Origin of the sequence: Synechococcus sp. 1G10 (assembly GCF_002252625.1) — a bacterium.
In the GTDB taxonomy this organism is placed as follows: domain Bacteria; phylum Cyanobacteriota; class Cyanobacteriia; order PCC-6307; family Cyanobiaceae; genus Regnicoccus_A.
Window position 1 is genome coordinate 146,196 of record NZ_NQKW01000004.1, and the last position, 13,738, is coordinate 159,933.

General features: G+C 64.3%; 15 protein-coding genes. 7 read left to right on the forward strand and 8 right to left on the reverse strand.

Going from position 1 to position 13,738, the window contains the following annotated elements:
* Positions 1–13: 13 nt before the first annotated feature.
* The 7 genes from atpH to CJZ82_RS05385 all read right to left on the reverse strand — a co-directional run bounded on the left by atpH (position 14) and on the right by CJZ82_RS05385 (position 4,692).
* Positions 14–562: an ATP synthase F1 subunit delta gene (gene atpH, locus CJZ82_RS05355; protein ID WP_094554759.1), complete on the reverse strand. Its 549-nt coding sequence runs from the start codon at positions 560–562 to the stop codon at positions 14–16.
* Positions 562–1,092, reverse strand: a complete 531-nt coding sequence (locus CJZ82_RS05360) for a F0F1 ATP synthase subunit B (protein ID WP_094554760.1) — start codon at positions 1,090–1,092, stop codon at positions 562–564. The genes atpH and CJZ82_RS05360 overlap by 1 nt, the downstream gene beginning before the upstream one ends.
* On the reverse strand, positions 1,089–1,559 hold the full coding sequence (locus CJZ82_RS05365) for a F0F1 ATP synthase subunit B' (protein WP_094554761.1): 471 nt from the start codon (positions 1,557–1,559) through the stop codon (positions 1,089–1,091). The genes CJZ82_RS05360 and CJZ82_RS05365 overlap by 4 nt, the downstream gene beginning before the upstream one ends.
* Positions 1,560–1,688: 129 nt before the next feature.
* Positions 1,689–1,937: an ATP synthase F0 subunit C gene (atpE, locus tag CJZ82_RS05370; RefSeq protein WP_094554762.1), complete on the reverse strand. Its 249-nt coding sequence runs from the start codon at positions 1,935–1,937 to the stop codon at positions 1,689–1,691.
* Between the two features lie 163 nt (positions 1,938–2,100).
* The gene (gene atpB / locus CJZ82_RS05375; RefSeq protein ID WP_094554763.1) at positions 2,101–2,829 is read right to left on the reverse strand and encodes a F0F1 ATP synthase subunit A; all 729 of its coding nucleotides are present in this window, start codon (positions 2,827–2,829) and stop codon (positions 2,101–2,103) included.
* Between the two features lie 64 nt (positions 2,830–2,893).
* Positions 2,894–3,421, reverse strand: a complete 528-nt coding sequence (locus tag CJZ82_RS05380) for an ATP synthase subunit I (RefSeq protein ID WP_094554764.1) — start codon at positions 3,419–3,421, stop codon at positions 2,894–2,896.
* Positions 3,422–3,468: 47 nt separating this feature from the next.
* The gene (locus CJZ82_RS05385; RefSeq protein ID WP_094554765.1) at positions 3,469–4,692 is read right to left on the reverse strand and encodes a bifunctional 2-polyprenyl-6-hydroxyphenol methylase/3-demethylubiquinol 3-O-methyltransferase UbiG; all 1,224 of its coding nucleotides are present in this window, start codon (positions 4,690–4,692) and stop codon (positions 3,469–3,471) included.
* 165 nt (positions 4,693–4,857) lie between these two features.
* On the opposite strand from CJZ82_RS05385, the gene CJZ82_RS05390 reads away from it, so the two are divergent.
* From CJZ82_RS05390 to CJZ82_RS05420, 7 genes are all read left to right on the forward strand, one after another.
* Positions 4,858–7,887, forward strand: a complete 3,030-nt coding sequence (locus CJZ82_RS05390) for a phycobilisome rod-core linker polypeptide (RefSeq protein ID WP_094554766.1) — start codon at positions 4,858–4,860, stop codon at positions 7,885–7,887.
* Positions 7,888–8,326: 439 nt separating this feature from the next.
* A complete protein-coding gene (locus CJZ82_RS05395; RefSeq protein ID WP_094554767.1) occupies positions 8,327–8,812 on the forward strand; it encodes an allophycocyanin in 486 nt (161 codons plus the stop codon).
* 40 nt (positions 8,813–8,852) lie between these two features.
* Positions 8,853–9,341: an allophycocyanin subunit beta gene (gene apcB / locus CJZ82_RS05400; RefSeq protein ID WP_094554768.1), complete on the forward strand. Its 489-nt coding sequence runs from the start codon at positions 8,853–8,855 to the stop codon at positions 9,339–9,341.
* Between the two features lie 35 nt (positions 9,342–9,376).
* Positions 9,377–9,577, forward strand: coding sequence for a phycobilisome linker polypeptide (locus CJZ82_RS05405; RefSeq protein ID WP_006171988.1), 201 nt, complete (start codon positions 9,377–9,379; stop codon positions 9,575–9,577).
* 149 nt (positions 9,578–9,726) lie between these two features.
* Positions 9,727–10,971 (forward strand): FtsW/RodA/SpoVE family cell cycle protein, encoded by a 1,245-nt coding sequence (locus CJZ82_RS05410; RefSeq protein WP_369820020.1) that lies wholly within the window; start codon positions 9,727–9,729, stop codon positions 10,969–10,971.
* 37 nt (positions 10,972–11,008) lie between these two features.
* Positions 11,009–11,752 carry a cytochrome c biogenesis CcdA family protein gene (locus CJZ82_RS05415; protein ID WP_369820021.1) on the forward strand — a complete coding sequence of 248 codons (744 nt, stop codon included), beginning with the start codon at positions 11,009–11,011 and terminating at the stop codon, positions 11,750–11,752.
* Positions 11,749–13,071, forward strand: a complete 1,323-nt coding sequence (locus tag CJZ82_RS05420; protein WP_094554771.1) for a cytochrome c biogenesis protein ResB — start codon at positions 11,749–11,751, stop codon at positions 13,069–13,071. Before CJZ82_RS05415 ends, CJZ82_RS05420 begins: the two co-directional genes overlap by 4 nt.
* Here CJZ82_RS05420 and queF read toward each other — a convergent pair.
* Positions 13,043–13,516, reverse strand: coding sequence for a preQ(1) synthase (gene queF / locus CJZ82_RS05425; RefSeq protein WP_094554772.1), 474 nt, complete (start codon positions 13,514–13,516; stop codon positions 13,043–13,045). The two genes, CJZ82_RS05420 and queF, sit on opposite strands and share 29 nt — an antisense overlap.
* Between the last annotated feature and the right edge of the window lie 222 nt (positions 13,517–13,738).

Below are 13,738 nucleotides of genomic sequence, written 5' to 3' on the forward strand. Positions count from 1 at the left end.
CGGTTGGAGAGGTCTAGCCAGCCTTGGCCAGAGCCAGGCCGAGACGGCGCACCTGGCCAGCGAGGCTCGCGTCGATCACCTGGGATCCGACGCTGACGACAAAGCCACCGATGAGGGCGGGGTCGATGTGAAGGTCGAATTCGACCTTGTCGGTGCCGGCAACGGCCTGAACCTTGGTATGCAGGGCCTGCTGCTGCTGCTCGCTCAGAGGTGACGCGGAGGTGACCCGCGCCAGGGCGATGCCCCGTTGCTCGCGGTAGAGCACCAGAAAGCGATCCAGAACTGCATCCAGCATGGAGATGCGTTGGCGATCCGCGAGCACCTTGAGGAGTGTCAGGAACGTTGGGGTGATGTCCTTCTCGAACAGCGTGATCAGGGCCTTCTTCTTGGCGTCGGGCTCGATCACCGGCGAGGCGAAAGCGGCCCGCAACTCGGGTGATGCATGCCAGAGCTCAAGAAGCTCCTTGGCCTGCTCCGCCACAAGTTCTGTTTCCTGACGCTGATCGACCACCTGAAGCAGGGCTTCTGCGTAAGGGGTGGAGATGGAATTGAGAAGAGGCATCAGGCTTGCCCAAGGCTGTTGATGGATTGGTCGATGAAACGGGCTTGAGTCTCGGCGTCGAGCTTGCCGGGCAAGGACGCAAGAGCCCTCTCGACAGCACGGCGGGCTGCCTCGCGGCGGAGCTGTTCGCTGACTCTGGAGGCTTCCGACTGGAGGTCTGCCACTGCACCCTGCTTGAGGCGGGCCATCTCATCGACGGTACGGCGCTCACTATCAAGGCGTAGGGCGTCAGCACGGGCCCTGGCATCACTACGGATCTTTTCGGCCTTCATCTGAGCATCGGCCAGGTCCTGCTTGGCTGCCGCCAGGGCCGTGGTGGTCTCCAGGAGTCGCTTCTCGGCATCCTCCAGATCGGCGAGGATGGCTGCTCGCCTGGTGGCAAGAATCCCTCCGAGCACCTTGGGCAAGAACCAGACCAACGCGGCAATAACGATTGCCAGGTTGATGATGTTGGTTTCGAAAAGATCCAGGTTGAGGCCGAACCCTCCCTCACTGGCAAGAAGGATCGGGACTGAAGTGAGGATGATCATTGGGCTGCCAGCAAACGGGTGACGATCAGATCGCCGAGCCGGTCGGCTTCACCATTGAGGGTGTCTTCAGCCTGCTTCCTCTGGCTGTCGATTTCCCGACGGGCCGCCTCACGGCTGCCATTGGCTTCCGCCTGGGCCGCGGCGAGTGCACTTCGGTAAAGACGATCCATTTCCTGCTCGGCCTCCACGATCAGGGCCTGAGCCTGCTGGCGGGCTTCGCGCAGCTGCTGGCGCAGATCCGCCTCCAGCCGCTCAGTCTGGGCCAGCTGCTGCTTGGCCTCGGCGCGACTGGTGGAGATGTAGCTCTCACGCTCCTCGACGGTCTTGCCGACAGGGCGGAAAAACAGAGCGTTGAGAATGAAGGTGAGGAGGACGACCTGAACCGCCATCAGCGGCAGGGTGGCATCGAGGTCGAACAGACCTCCCTCGGGAGCACCTGCTGCGGCAAGCAGTAGCCAGCTGGTCATGGGGCGGGGACGCTGGAGGGATCGGGTGGGCCGCCCCGACTTGGAGGCGGAGGGGACGGATAGAAGCTTTGGGACCACAGAACGGGGACCGAGGCCTCAGCCCCAGTCCCCCGTTCCTGGCGGGAGCGATCAGCCTGCGAAGGGATTCGCGAACAGCAGCACAAGGGCAATAACCAGGCCGTAAATGGTGAGTGCTTCCATGAACGCCAGGGAGAGCAGCAGGGTGCCTCGGATCTTGCCTTCGGCTTCGGGCTGGCGGGCGATGCCCTCGACAGCTCCGGCTGCAGCGGTGCCCTGACCGATGCCGGGGCCGATGGCGCCTAGGCCGATGGCGAGACCGGCAGCCACAACAGACGCTGCAGAAGTGATGGAATCCATGGTGGAACGTTGGGGATGTGGGGGCGCCGGAAGAGCGCGGGATGAACCTGGCGCCTGGGACATCTCCGCTGAGGGAGACGGGCCCGGTTCAGACCGGACCTACGCGCAGAAGATTTAGCAGAACGACCGACCGGACCTGTGGAGGCTGATCAGCCTTGAAGAATCAGTGATGCTCTTCGTGCACCGCTTCACCGATGTAATAAGCGGCGAGGGTTGCAAAAATCAGGGCCTGGATGGCGCTGGTGAAGAGACCCAGGAACATGGCAGGGAGTGGAACAACCAGGGGTACCAGGAACGCCAGCACCGCCACCACCAGCTCGTCGGCAAGAATGTTGCCGAACAGACGGAAGGAGAGCGACAGTGGCTTGGTGAAATCCTCGACGATCTTGAATGGAAGCATGATCGGCGTGGGCTCCACGTAATACTCGAAGTACCGAAAGCCCTTGCGGCTAAGACCTGCATAGAAGTAGGCCAGAGATACCAGCAAAGCCAGGGCGATGGTGGTGTTGATATCAGCAGTAGGTGCCCCGAGCTCACCACTGGGCAGATGAATCAGTTTCCAGGGAACCAGGGCTCCGCCCCAGTTGCTCACGAAAATGAAGAGGAAAAGGGTGCCGATGAAAGGAAGCCAGTCTCGGTAAGCCTTTTCGCCGATCTGATCACGGGCCAGATCACGCAGATAACCCCAGATGAATTCCAGCAGGTTCTGGACACCACGGGGATCGCGCTCAAGGTTTCTGGTACCAGCTACAACCAGAGCCAGCAGCGCGCCGATGACGAGCCAGGAGCTCAGGAATACCTGGCCATGAATTTGAAAACCACCGATCTTCCAGTAGAGGTGCTGACCCACCTCCAGCTCGGCGAATGGAAGGGAAAGAGACAACGGAACCATCGAGGGGTACAGAGGTGCCGCTGAAGCGACGGATTGGGTGATCAGGAAATCGAGGTATCGCTGATCAGGGACGGACGAAGGCCTGAAGGAGAAGGGCCGGCTTGTAGAGCAGGAACCCGATCAGGGCCGGAAGGATTTCCAGCTGCGGAATCCGTGAGCAACCCAAAACGAGCACCACCGGAACCAGCAACTGACCCTTTCCAACCCCCTTGGACTCGGGACCGATACGACCCACGCTGCGTGCAAGAAGCCGAAGGTAGAGCATGCCGGAGACCGCTCCAAGCGAGAGGCTCAGGGCAGTGGTCCAATCGAACAGGAAGGCTGCCGCAGGGACAGCCAGAGCTGAAACCAGCAGAGTGGACAACAACAGACGCCTTTGCAGACGCACGTACTCGTCCATGCCGTTATCTGGAATGTCCACCTCTGGAGTGGACTCGGGGGATGGAGCAGGCGGAACAAGAGTGGGAACCGCCAGTTCTCTCCCGGCCAGACCACGCAGCAAGGACGCCCGCAGATCAGAAGCCTCCTGAGGGAGGAAGACCTCAGGGGAATCAGGGCCGGTTGTTGTACCGGATGCGGGGGTGGCCTGCAAGCGCGTCAGCAAATCGGAAAAGGCGCGCGGAATCTATCACGAAGCTGTTACAACCCAGTTGTGGAGCCCTTGCCGGCAGGAGCCAGCAGCAGCAGGCGGCGGAGCCAGAGAGTGCGCGCCACCGCAGCCTGCAGCTCGGGCGACCAGCCCAGGGACAACCGGCCGATCGGAGTCGACTCCGGCGCCGCCTCAAGGGCCATCAGCAGGGCCAGTTCCTGATCATCGAGATCGATCGGCCTGAGGTCAGGATCGAGCAGCGTGGTTCCCGGCCAGCCCCACAGGCAGGGGTTGCGGCGGCCGCTGGCCGCCAGCAACTCCTCATCGTTGTCCCAGGAGCTGATGCGCAGGGGGCCTCGGCTGAGAAAGAACTCGAAGTGGCTGATGTCGGGGTCGAGGCTTTCCACCAGCGCCCAGCGCTGGTGATCGGGCAGGGCCCGGGCACGCTCCAACAGCTCTCCCTCCAACAGGCGGGCCGGATCCCAGACCTCGGGGTTGGAGAAGCCGGCAAACTCAAGCCCTGCGCTGGCCACGAAGCGAAACAGGCCTTCCAGGTCGTAGCTGGTTTCCTGAGGATGGAGGTACATGTCGGCGAAATTGGCGTCCGCCCCGGTGTCGAGAGCCCAGCGCTGCTCGTGGTGGCGGCGCAGGCGGTTCGTTCCCGGCAACTGCTCGAAGAGAGCACGGCCCAGGCGCAGGCCATCGCCATCGCCGATCACCTCCAGAGCTGTGAGCGCCCGCTGCACCCGGTGGATCTCCCAGCGGCCGCCATTGGCATAAAGAAAAAGGTGCAGCAGGCCGCCGGGGCTTAGAAGTTCAGCCAGGGCCTGCAATCCCGCTTCGGGCTCACGCAGGTGGTGAAGCACCCCGACCGAATTGATCAGCTCGAACGGGCCTTCCCCTTTGAGGTCCAGCAAGCTGCGCTGCTCGATGCGCAGGGAAGAGCAGTGCCGGGCGCCGCCCGAGCGCCGCAGCCGCTCGCGGGCCACCTCCAGGGCGCCCGAGCTGATGTCGACCGCCAGGATCTCCGCTCCAGGGTTGAGGTGAGCCAGGTAATCGGTACTGACGCCAGTGCCGCAGCCAGCATCCAGCAATCGGAGAGGCGGGCCCGCCTCCGGCAGGCGGCCCGTGCAGGCACTGCTGACGCAGGGATAGCTCCAGCGCCAGTTGTAGCCGGGTGGGGGTCCATCCTGGAGTGGATCCCCCGGGTAGGGGAAGCGGTCGTAGAAGGCGCTCACCACCGGTGTGGCGGCATCGGCGGAGCCAGGGTTCATCGTCGATGGGATGGAATCCATGGGGAGCTTTTCATGGGCTGGGCCCAGCGATGGACGCGGCTGGACGATGGGCGCCACTGAAGGTCCGCTGCAAACATTTGTTCATGCCGGCCGGGAGGGCAGGACCCCAGCCGTAACGTGGCTTTGCCCGGTACACGCCCGTTCATGACCGTGACCGCCAGCAGCGGCAGCACCAGGGTCAGCCCTCAGCTCTACGACACACTGCCGCTCTCCAGCGTCCGTCAGGCGGAGCAACAGGATCGCTTCCCCGAGAAGGTTGAGCTCGAAACTCTTCTCAACTTCTACCGAAGCGGTTCGGCCCGAGTTGAGGCGGCTCGACTCATCTCCGCCAATGCCGACGCCATCGTCGCCAAGGCCGCCAACCGGATCTTCGCCGGCGGCACCCCGCTGTCCTATCTCGACGCGCCACTGACCCCCTTCAACGTGGGTTCTCTCGAGAGCGAGACACTGGCAAGCGACCAGCTGGCAGCCGCTATCTCCGTGCGTACGTTCGCCCAGGGCAGCGGTGGCACCGGCCTTCTCGGCCGGATTCTCGAAGGGGTCCAGGCCGATGCCGACGTGCGGGTGGTGCTTCCCCCCGGCTTCAGCCCGATCAGCGTGGCGCGCTACGGCACCGAGCGCATGCGCAAGTCGCTGCGCGACATGGGCTGGTTCCTCCGCTACGTGGGATACGCCCTGGTGGCCGGTGATCCCAGCATCCTGGCCGTGAACACACGCGGCCTGCGCGATGTGCTCGAGAGGGCCTGCTCCCTGACCGCCACCAACGTGGCCCTCCAGGAGATGCGCGCAGCCGCCGCCAATCTCTTCCGCAAGGACTCGGAGTCAAGGCGACTGGTGATCGATTGCTTCAACGTGCTGCTCAAGGAGCTGGAAGTTCCCACCCCTTCCGCTCGCCAACGCCTGGGCAGCCCCGAAAACCAGGGCCTGCAGCTTCCGGCCATCTACGCCCTGGCCGCCGAATCACGCCAGCGCTTCGTCATGAAGAAAGGCCTCTCAGGCCGCGAAAAGGCTGAGGTGATCCGCGCCGCTTACCGGCAGGTGTTCCAGCGAGACATCGTCAAGGGCTACTCCCAGGTGGTAGCTCCTGTGGAAGCCACCCAGGTGGCGCAGGGTCAACTCTCGATGCGGGAGTTCATTCGAGCTCTCGGGCGCAGCAAGGAATACAGGCGTCAGTTCTATGGCCGCTTCTCCAACAGCCGGGTCGTGGAACTTGCGTTCCGTCATTTCCTCGGCCGTGGCGTCAGCACGATCGAGGAATTCCGTCGCTACTTCGCCATCGTCAGCCAGCAGGGACTGCCCGGCCTGGTGGATTCCCTGATCAACACGCAGGAGTACGCCCAGACCTTCGGTGAGGAAACCGTCCCTTACCTGCGCGGTCTGGGTGAAGAGGCCCAGGAAAGCGCCGGCTGGGGATCAAACAGCAAGTTGTTCCGCTTCAGTGCGCCCTTTGAAGGGGCGCCGCAGTACATCACGCTCTACGCGTCATACCGCCAACCTCTGCCCGATCAGCACCCCTACGGCGGTGGCAACGATCCCCTGGGTCTGAACTACGGGGCGATCTTCCCTTCGGGAACGGCTTCAGTGGCCACCCGGTCCGCCCCTTTCAACGACGACACCCGGCGCATCCTGGTGGGCAACGGCATGGCCCAGCCCGGCCAGATGGGCAGCCCCCAGTTCCGGGCCTCCAACCCCCGGCGCGTCGGTCCGAAGGTGGTGAGGTTGCAGCAAATCGCCACCGGTGGGGCTTCAGTACCTCGGCGCGGCGGCCAGCCCAGCATCCGCGGCACAGAATCCAGCACTCAGGCAGTTATCAGGGCCGTTTACGTGCAGGTGCTCGGCACCACCGGCTACGACGGCGAGCCGCTGAAGGTGGAGGAGATAAAGCTTGAGAACGGTGACATCAGCCTGCGCGAGTTCATTCGCCAGGTGGCCCGCTCAACCGCCTTCCGTCGCCGTTACTGGGCCAACCTCTACATCACCAAGGCCATCGAGGTGATGCACCGTCGTCTGATCGGGCGCCCCACCTTCGGGAGGCGTGAGATCAACAGCTACTTCGACACGGCGGCACGCCATGGCTTCTACGGCGTCGTCGACGCCATGCTGAACAGCCCTGAATATCTGGAAGCCTTCGGCGAGGACACGGTCCCCTACGAACGCTTCATCACCCCATCCGACCTCAATGCCCGCAGGATTCCCGCCCTGCGCCGCGTCATCGATCCCTCGACCATCCCCGACCTCACCCCGGTGAGCCGGCCACAGGTGGCCCCGGTCAGCACCTTCCGCAGCACTGGCGACATCACGCCCCGCAACCTGCCCGACCGCCGCCTTAACCAGGTGGTGGGAGGCTGGAGCGCTCGTTTCGCCGAAGGCGAAGAGACTCCCTCCAGGCCTGCAAGCAGCTCTCCCCAGAGCCTGCGTCAGCCACCCGAGCCCAGCCGTCGCTGGAGCCAGGCCCCGACCCGGCCCGGCGCTGCGCCCAGTGGCTGGAGCGCCAAAGCCGGCAGCTCGGCGCGGGTGGCCAAACCTGTGGACCGCAGCCAGGTCCCAGGAGGCTGGAGCGCGCAGGTCGCCTCCAATGGCTTCCGTGCAGCGGTGGCTCCCCAGCCTGGAGCAGCCATGGCTAACGCCCTCAACGGAGCTCGCCCCCAGGGATTCAGCCGCCGCCGCAGCCTCTCCCAGCCGGTGATGCTGCTGCCCGAGGCGGATGAGGCCATGCTCCAGCAGGTGATCGAAGCCACCTACCGGCAACTGCTGAACCGGGTCCCGCTGGCAGCTGAGCGCCTGGGCGATGCCGAATCGCAACTGCGTGACAAGCGGCTGTCAGTCTCGGAATTCGTGGCGGTGATCGCCGGCTCTGATCTGTTCCAGCAACGGCTGAACCGCATGGCACCCCTGCGGGCTGCCTCGGCCGCTTACCTCGCCCTGCTGGGCAGAGCTGCCCAGCCCCGAGAGGTGAGCCAGTACCTGGCCACTCGAGGCAAGAAGGGTCAGGTGGCCGCCCTGGACGACATGCTCTCCGGCAAGGAGTACGCCAACAGCTTCGGCCGCGATACCGTTCCCTACATCAAGGGCATGGCCACCGCCGATGGGATCCCCCTGGCCACGGTGAACCGAACGGCTCTGCTCTACTCCGGGAATGCCGGACTGACTCCTCCACCTCGCGGGGCGATTTGAGCTCCTGCTGAGAGCTCAGCCAGGGATCAATACCTATGCCTCCCCATGAGCCCCCCGGACGGAAGTTCGGGGGATTTCTTCATGGAAAAATGATGTGATCTCGATCGTCATTGATGTGAAATTATTTTGGGAAGCGCCAGAAGACCTTCAAAGTGTTAACAAAATAAGAGGTCTTCCCTTAGGCGCAGAAAAGGGCAGAGCCGCTGCCAGGCAAGGGGTTTGACCTAATCGCACTGCCGTGAAGAACTGTTACCGGCGCTGGGAGGGGTGGCCACCTCTGCCGCAGAATGACTCCGCGGTCAGCAAACCTGATCGACAGCTCACTCTCCCAACCAAACCGTTGGCGTTCACGTCAACGAAGCGAAGGAGCGAGGGGCATCCCTTACCCACCGGATATCGGTCTCCATTACGGCGACCGCTTGTTTCGAGGCAGAACTGCATGAGCATCGTCTCCAACTCGATCATCAACGCGGACGCCGAAGCCCGCTACCTCAGCCCTGGCGAACTCGACCAGATCAAGTCCTTCGTCGCCGGCGGTCAACGCCGTCTGCGGGTGGCTCAGGTCCTGGGCGAGAGCCGCGAGCGGATTGTGAAGCAGGCCGGCGGCGCCCTCTTTCAGAGGCGGCCCGACCTGATCTCACCCGGCGGCAATGCCTACGGCGAGGAAATGACGGCCACCTGTCTGCGTGACGTCGACTACTACCTGCGCCTGGTGACCTACGGCGTTGTAGCGGGTGACGTCACCCCGATCGAAGAAATCGGCATCATCGGCGCTCGCGAGATGTATCGCGCGCTCGGCACTCCTCTGGAGGCCATGGCCGAGGTCGTCCGTGAGCTCAAGAACGCCTCCATGGGGCTGCTCACGGGAGCCGACGCCGAAGAGGCAGGCTTCTACTTCGACTACGTCATCGGCGCCCTCTCCTGAGGCTTCGCCTCTCCTTGCCCACCGCCTCTTCCCAGGACACATGCAAGACGCGATCACCAACGTCATCAACCAGTCCGACGTTCAGGGTCTCTACCTGGACGACTCCTCGATCGGACGGCTGGAGCAGTATTTCTCCAGCGGCGAGCTCCGTGTACGCGCAGCGGCCACCGTCGGTGCCAACTCGGCATCGATCATCAAGGAAGCTGTCGCCCAGACTTTGCTGTATTCGGACATCACCCGTCCGGGCGGCAACATGTACACCACCCGTCGCTATGCGGCCTGCATCCGCGACCTGGACTACTACCTGCGCTACGCCACTTACGCCATGCTGGCGGGTGACACCTCAATTCTCGACGAGCGTGTCCTGAACGGGCTTAAGGAGACCTACAACTCCCTGGGCGTGCCCATCGGCGCCACCGTCCAGTCAATCCAGGCAATGAAGCAAGCGGCCGCTTCGCTGGTGGGCCCCGAGGCTGGCCGTGAACTCGGCACCTACCTCGATTACATCAGCTCCGGCCTGGGCAACTGATCCCGACCCAACGCCCAACCCGCGAGGATCACCACATGCGCCTGTTCAAGATCACGGCCTGTATTCCCTGCCCTGAAAAAGTCAGGAGCCAGCGGGAACTGCAGAACACCTTCTTCACCAAGTGGGTGCCCTACGAGAGCTGGTTCGCTGAACAGCAGCGGATCATGAAGCAGGGAGGCAAGATTCTCAAGGTTGAGCTCGTCACGGGTCGCCGTCAGGTCAACGTCGGCAACTGACAGCTGTTCTGAGCTCTGGCTCCCGACTGATCAAATCTGCAAAGCCCGGTACTGACCGGGCTTTTTTTTGTCCCAACCCCCTTTACCCGAAGCTTCGGCCACGGCTGAATGGGGAACCGCACTCCTTGCGCCAGTCCTTGCCGGCCACCATGACTCGACGCCCCAGGAGCTCAGCCAACTCAAGATCAAAAGATCAGTTGACCGTGGCGGAGGCAAGTCCAGCTCCGCCGCCTCTGGCCTGGGCCGATTGGCCCGCAGAAGCCAGACTGCTGCTGGTGATGGTCGGAATCTGGTGCCTGGCCGGACTGCTGATCCTGGGCTCTGCAAGCTGGTGGGTGGCGGCACGGGAGAACGGGGATCCCGCCTTCTACCTCAAGCGCCAGTCGATCTGGCTGATCGTCAGCTGGGGATTGCTCTGGCTGGGAATGCGCACCTCCCTGCGGCGTTGGCTGCGGATGGCCGGCCCGGCCGTGCTGATCGGTGGCGTGCTGATTGCTGCCACCCTGGTGGCGGGCAGCACGGTCAATGGCGCCAGCCGCTGGCTGGTGCTCGGACCGATTCAGCTCCAACCTTCGGAGCTGGTGAAACCCTTCGTGGTGCTTCAGGGGGCCTCCCTTTTCGCCCACTGGAAACGCATCGGCCTGGATCAGAAAATGCTCTGGCTGGGCACTTTCGCGGCCCTGCTGCTGCTGATCCTCAAGCAGCCCAACCTCAGTACCGCCGCCCTGACGGGCCTGCTGCTCTGGTTCATGGCCCTGGCAGCGGGCTTGCCGTTGCTTTCGCTGCTCGGTACTGCCGCAGCCGGAGGGGCCCTGGGCGCTGCCAGCATCATGGTGAACGAGTACCAGCGCCTCAGGGTGATCTCCTTCCTCAACCCCTGGCGCGACGCCCAGGGCGACGGCTACCAACTGGTGCAGAGCCTGCTGGCGATCGGTTCGGGTGGGGTGCTAGGTGAGGGATTCGGCCTCTCGACCCAGAAACTGCAATACCTGCCGATCCAATCGACCGATTTCATCTTCGCGGTCTTCGCCGAAGAATTCGGCTATGTGGGTTCACTGGTGCTGCTGCTGTTCCTGGTGCTGTTCGGTTTCGTCGGACTGCGGGTGGCACTGGGCTGCCGCAGCAATCAGCAGCGACTGGTGGCCATCGGTGCCACCACCCTGCTGGTGGGCCAATCCATCCTGAACATCGCCGTGGCCAGTGGCTCGATGCCCACCACGGGCCTGCCGCTGCCGATGATCAGCTATGGAGGCAACTCCCTGCTGGCCAGCCTGCTCACCGCGGGCCTGCTGATCCGCTGTTCCCTGGAATCCCGCGGCTTGGAGAGGCGCCCGCTTCGCGGAACCCGTGACCGCGGCGGTGGGGCCAGCCCCAACCCCGCCCCGATAGGCTGAACTCACCTCCGGATTGACAGGCCTGCCGCCGTCCCGGATGACCAGGACACGGATGAACGGCTTCGGCCTGCCCCTCTCGGATCTCGCCCTCTGGAGTGAGCAGCTGCTTCAGCGCTCGCTCTCCACGCCAGGGCCGCTCACCTTCACGGTGGTGTTCAGCGCCGGCCTGGTCACCAGCCTGGGCCCCTGCTCACTCTCGCTACTGCCGATCACCGTGGCCTACATGGCTGGGTTCTCCAGGCCGGAAGCGCCTGGGCGGCCCTGGCAGCGCAGCCTCAGTTTTGCGGCGGGAATCGTGGCAGCCCTGGTGCTGCTGGGGGGCACCACCTCCCTGCTCGGGAAGCTCTACGGCCAGGTGCCCGGGGTCGTTCCCACCGTGGTGGCTCTGCTGGCGGTGGTGATGGGCCTCAACCTGCTGGGGCTGGTCCGTTTGCCACTGCCGGCCGGTCCCGATCCCGAGCTGTGGCGCCAGCGGGTGCCCGCCCCCCTGGCCCCCCTGGCGGCCGGCGCCGCCTTCGGTCTTGCGGCCAGTCCCTGCACCACGCCGGTATTGGCGGTTTTACTGGGATGGATCGCCCAGCAGGGACACCCTGTGGTGGGCATGCTGCTGCTCACCTGCTTCGGAGCCGGCCAGGTGATTCCCCTGATGTTGGCGGGCACGGCGGCCGCGGCGATGCCCAGGCTTCTGGCCCTGCGCGAACGCAGCCGATGGATCCCGCCGATCAGTGGCGTGGTGCTCCTCGCCAGCGGCGGCCTCACCCTGCTGGCTCAGCTGCCATGAGGGCTCTCAGCCGCCTCGCTGCCTGGATCTCGGATCTGCGACTCGCCATTGGTCTGCTCTTTGTGATCGCCCTGGCCAGCGGTCTGGGCACAGTCATTCCCCAGCAGGAGACGGCGGATGCCTACCACCAGGCCTACGACGCCAAGCCCTGGCTGGGGCTACTTGATGGCGACTGGATCCTGAGGCTCGAACTCGACCACGTCTACGCAAGCAACTGGTTCCTGGCACTGCTGGCCTGGCTGGGGCTCGCGCTTGTGCTCTGCAGCTGGCGCCGCCAGTGGCCCGCTCTGCAGGCTGCCCTGCGTTGGATCGACTACCGCTCCCCCCGCCAGCTCAGCAAATTGAGCCTGGCCGAATCCCTGCCCACGGCCCAGCCCAGGGCCGACCTCGACACTCTTGCCCAGCTGTTGCAGAACCAGCGCTGGCAGCTGAAGACCCAGGGTGATCGGCTGGCGGCCCGGCGCGGAATTCTCGGTCGGGTGGGGCCCCTGCTGGTTCATGCCGGCCTGGTGGTGCTGATGGTGGGGGCCTCGTGGGGGGCCCTGGCGGGTCAGCGGCTCGAACGCTTCCTGGCCCCGGGCCATGACCTGCAACTGCTGAATCAGCGCGGTGTGAACCAGATGACCCTGGCGGTCGACTCGTTCCGGATCGAGCGGGATCCAGCCGGACGGCCCGAGCAGTTCCGCTCCGAGCTGCGCCTGCTCGATGCCGAAGGGAAGCCGCTTCAGCGCAGCCAGATCAGCGTCAACCATCCCCTGCGCTTCCGGGGGATGACCGTCTATCAGGCCGACTGGTCGCTGGCAGCGATCACTGTGCAACTGGGGCGCAGCCCTCTGCTGCAGCTGCCTCTGCGCAGCCTCCCGGAACTGGGAGAGCAGGTGTGGGGCCTGGCACTGCCCACACGACCGGACGGATCGGAACCGGTGCTGCTGGCGCTCAGCAGCGAGATGGGACCCATCGATGTGTACTCGGCCCAGGCCCAGCTGATCGGCCAGATCACCCCTGGTGGAGAGGCCTTGGAGATCGGTGGCCTGCCCCTGAAGGTGGTGGAGGTGATGCCCGCCAGCGGGCTGCTGCTGAAGCGTGATCCCGGGGTCCCACTGGTGTACGGCGGTTTCGCCATCGCCCTGCTGGGCGGTGGCCTGAGCCTGATCGCTACGCGCCAGCTCTGGGCCATCGCCGATGACGATCAGGGCCAGTTGCACGTCGGCGGGCTCTGCAACCGCAACCTCACGGCCCTGGCCAACGAATTGCCGCTGCTGCTGGAGCAACTGAGAGCGACATCCGAGCTCAGCAGTCCTGTCGCTGGCCGTGGCTGACACGGATCACCGTGTGCACATTGCCGCGGGGATTGAAATCGGCTTCCAGCTGCATCCAGACAGGCTCCGCAGCGGCCACCAGATCATCGAGGATGCGGTTCGCCACCTCCTCGTGCGAAATGCTGCGATCGCGCCAGCCATTCACGTAGAGCTTGAGAGCCTTGAGTTCAAGCACGCTGGGGCCGGGTTGATAGATCAGGCGCAGCACGGCGAAGTCGGGATAGCCGGAGAAGGGGCACTTGCAGGTGAACTCCGGCAGCTCAATCGACACCTCGTAGGCGCGGCCACGGCGGGGGTTGTCGAAGCAGATCAGCGGCGCCTCCTCGCTGATCTGCCGCTCGCCGTAGTGCGGGCTGACGGTGGCCTGCCGGAGTTCCTCGGTGGCGGCGGCTGGAGTGGCTGCTGTGGTGACAGCTGGAGTGGAGGTGGTGGATGGGGACGGCATCAGCGGTCGCAGGCGGAGAAAAAGACGTTCTGCCGATCGTAGGAACGGCTAAAAAGTGAAGATTACTGAAGCAGCCTCAACCTTTGTTCGCTCTGAACAGCCGTTGTCGCTAGAAATGATCTTAAGGACAAAACGTTGGACGTACGGAGAGCCTCTGAGCCCTCCTGTCGGAAGTAGCCCCCCGCGAGGCGAAGCAACGCTCCTTCCCACGAAGCGGCACAG

Coding starts and splice junctions, on each gene's coding strand:
- CJZ82_RS05390 (WP_094554766.1), top strand. CDS start 4,858: ATGACCGTGACCGCCAGCAGCGGCAGCACCAGGGTCAGCCCTCAGCTC.
- atpB (WP_094554763.1), bottom strand. CDS start 2,829: ATGGTTCCGTTGTCTCTTTCCCTTCCATTCGCCGAGCTGGAGGTGGGT.
- CJZ82_RS05410 (WP_369820020.1), top strand. CDS start 9,727: ATGACTCGACGCCCCAGGAGCTCAGCCAACTCAAGATCAAAAGATCAG.
- atpE (WP_094554762.1), bottom strand. CDS start 1,937: ATGGATTCCATCACTTCTGCAGCGTCTGTTGTGGCTGCCGGTCTCGCC.
- CJZ82_RS05415 (WP_369820021.1), top strand. CDS start 11,009: ATGACCAGGACACGGATGAACGGCTTCGGCCTGCCCCTCTCGGATCTC.
- CJZ82_RS05420 (WP_094554771.1), top strand. CDS start 11,749: ATGAGGGCTCTCAGCCGCCTCGCTGCCTGGATCTCGGATCTGCGACTC.
- CJZ82_RS05395 (WP_094554767.1), top strand. CDS start 8,327: ATGAGCATCGTCTCCAACTCGATCATCAACGCGGACGCCGAAGCCCGC.
- atpH (WP_094554759.1), bottom strand. CDS start 562: ATGCCTCTTCTCAATTCCATCTCCACCCCTTACGCAGAAGCCCTGCTT.
- apcB (WP_094554768.1), top strand. CDS start 8,853: ATGCAAGACGCGATCACCAACGTCATCAACCAGTCCGACGTTCAGGGT.
- CJZ82_RS05405 (WP_006171988.1), top strand. CDS start 9,377: ATGCGCCTGTTCAAGATCACGGCCTGTATTCCCTGCCCTGAAAAAGTC.
- CJZ82_RS05365 (WP_094554761.1), bottom strand. CDS start 1,559: ATGACCAGCTGGCTACTGCTTGCCGCAGCAGGTGCTCCCGAGGGAGGT.
- CJZ82_RS05385 (WP_094554765.1), bottom strand. CDS start 4,692: ATGAACCCTGGCTCCGCCGATGCCGCCACACCGGTGGTGAGCGCCTTC.
- CJZ82_RS05360 (WP_094554760.1), bottom strand. CDS start 1,092: ATGATCATCCTCACTTCAGTCCCGATCCTTCTTGCCAGTGAGGGAGGG.
- queF (WP_094554772.1), bottom strand. CDS start 13,516: ATGCCGTCCCCATCCACCACCTCCACTCCAGCTGTCACCACAGCAGCC.